Origin of the sequence: Kitasatospora sp. NPDC057198, from assembly GCF_042670125.1 — a bacterium.
In the GTDB taxonomy this organism is placed as follows: Bacteria; Actinomycetota; Actinomycetes; order Streptomycetales; family Streptomycetaceae; genus Kitasatospora.
On sequence record NZ_JBHUWH010000755.1, the window covers coordinates 1 to 2,333 of the forward strand.

Here is a 2,333-nt window from a genome sequence, read left to right on the forward strand (position 1 = left end):
GCCCGGACGTGGACGGGCCCGGAGTGCCGCCGCCCGTGCGCGGTACGGCACTCCGGGCCCGGGCCGGTGGGGCGGCTACAGCGTCCCGAGGGTGACCTCGGCGGTCTTGCCCTGCCCGTCCCGCTGGTAGCCGACGGTGGCCTTGGCGCCGGGGCTGAGCGAGGCCAGCGCGGTGGTCAGCGCGGCGGGGCCGTTGATCGCGGTGTCGTTGACCTTGGTGATCACGTCGCCCGGCTGGATCCCGGCGGCGGCGGCCGGCCCGTTGTCGACCACCGAGACCACCGCGGCGCCGGCCGGCTGGAAGTTCGTGTCGAAGTAGGGGCGGACGGTCACCCCGAGCGCGGCCCGGCCGGAGTTGGTGACCTTGCCGTCCTTGATCAGCTGGTTGGCGATGCTGGTCACGGTGGCCGCCGGGATGGCGAAGCCGATGCCGGGCGCGGCCGAGCCGTTCAGCTCGGGGTCGACGGCGGTCAGCGTGTTGATCCCGATCACCTGGCTGGAGAGGTTGACCAGCGCGCCGCCGCTGTTGCCGGGGTTGATCGCGGCCGAGGTCTGCACCATGTTGCCGATGGTGGCGCCGGGCGAGCCGGCCGACTGCGGCTCGCTGACCGTCCGCCCGACCGCCGAGACGATGCCCTGGGTGACACTGCTGGAGAGGCCGAGCGGGCTGCCCATCGCCAGCGTGATCTGCCCGACCGACACCTTGGCGCTGTCCGCGAAGGCAGCGGGCTTGAGGCCGCCGGGCGTGCTGCCGAGCCTGATCACCGCGAGGTCGGACTCCGGGTAGCTGCCGACCAGGGTGGCGTCCAGCGGCTTGGTGCTGTTGGCCAGCGTCACGGTGAAGGTGGTGGCGCTGCCGACCACGTGCGCGTTGGTGACGATGTCGCCCTTGTCGTCGAAGACGATCCCGGAGCCGAGGCTGTCCCCCGCGGTGATCTGCACCACCGAGGGCAGCACCTGGGAGATCACCTGCTGGTAGTCCTGCTCCAGCTGGTTGCTGCTGGACGGGGCGGGCGCGGACGAGGAGCTGCTGGCCGCCGCGGTGGAGCTGGAGCCGGAACCGGAGCTGGAGCAGCCGCTCACCAGCAGCGCCGCCGCGGCGAGCACCGCCGCGGGCCCCGCCCACAGCTTGGGGCCGGTGGGCCGGGGGCCGGCCGGGATCGGGCGGGTCGGTTCCTTCTTCGGGCGCACGGCGGCCACCTCCGGTCGCTGGACAGAACTTTGCCACTATTTCACCGAAATGTCCGAATGCCCGTGCGGACACACCCGGGGCCCCGCCGAAAGGCGCCGTCGTAGGATCGTCGCCATGACCTGGTTGATCACGGGAGGGGCCGGTTACATCGGCGGCCACGTCGTCCGGGAGCTGGCCGCGGCCGGCGTCCCCGTCGTCGTGCTGGACGACCTGAGCAGCGGCTCGGCCGCCCACCTGCCGCCCGGCGTCCCGCTGGTGACCGGCTCCACGCTGGACCGCCCGCTGCTGGAGCGCACCCTGGCCGGGCACGGCGTCACCGGCGTGCTGCACCTGGCCGCCCGCAAGCAGGTCGGCGAGTCGGTCGAACGGCCGCTGTTCTACTACCACGAGAACGTGGAGGGCCTGCGCACCGTGCTGGCCGCCGCGGTCGACGCGGGCGTGGGCCGGGTGGTGCTGTCCTCCTCCGCCGCCGTCTACGGCATGCCGGACGTCGACCTGGTCGACGAGTCCACCCCCTGCCTGCCGATGAACCCGTACGGCGAGACCAAGCTGGCCGGCGAGTGGCTGCTGAACGCCTGCGCCGCCGCGCACGGCCTCTCCGCGGTCTCCCTGCGCTACTTCAACGTGGCGGGCGCCGCCGCCCCCGAGCTGTCCGACCCGGGCGCGGCCAACCTGGTCCCGCTGGTCCTCCGACGGCTGACGGCCGGGCTGCCGCCGCTGGTCTTCGGCGACGACTACCCGACCCCGGACGGCACCTGCGTCCGCGACTACATCCACGTCTCGGACGTCGCCTCCGCGCACGTGGCCGCCGTCCGCCGGCTGGAGGCGGCCGGGCCCGGCGAGCAGGTCCGACTGACCCTCAACATCGGCACCGGGCGGGGCGCCTCGGTGCTGGAGGTGATCGACGAGATCACCGCGGTCACCGGCATCCGGATCGCCCCCGAGACGGCCCCCCGCCGCCCCGGCGACCCGGCCCGGGTGGTGGCCTCCGCCGAACTGATCCGCCGCGAGCTGGGCTGGAGCGCCCGGCACGACCTCCGCTCGATGGTCGTCTCGGCCTGGGCCGGCTGGCGGCACCGCCACCCGTAGCCCGCGCGGCGGTGCGGCCCCGGACGGCGCGCCGTCCGGGGCCGTACCGTTC

Annotated in this window: 2 protein-coding genes; one reads left to right on the top strand and one right to left on the bottom strand. The window is 74.3% G+C overall.

Annotation, left to right across the window (positions count from 1 at the left end; genetic code table 11):
* Positions 1–75: 75 nt before the first annotated feature.
* Positions 76–1,161 (bottom strand): S1C family serine protease, encoded by a 1,086-nt coding sequence (locus ACFUEL_RS38645; protein WP_380242732.1) that lies wholly within the window; start codon positions 1,159–1,161, stop codon positions 76–78.
* A gap of 145 nt (positions 1,162–1,306) precedes the next feature.
* Here ACFUEL_RS38645 and galE point away from each other — a divergent pair, with 145 nt between their 5' ends.
* Positions 1,307–2,281, top strand: coding sequence for a UDP-glucose 4-epimerase GalE (gene galE, locus ACFUEL_RS38650; RefSeq protein WP_380242729.1), 975 nt, complete (start codon positions 1,307–1,309; stop codon positions 2,279–2,281).
* Positions 2,282–2,333 lie beyond the last annotated feature (52 nt).

Bases quoted from the DNA above. Each gene is read 5' to 3' on its own strand.
- galE (WP_380242729.1), top strand. From the start codon at position 1,307: ATGACCTGGTTGATCACGGGAGGGGCCGGTTACATCGGCGGCCACGTC.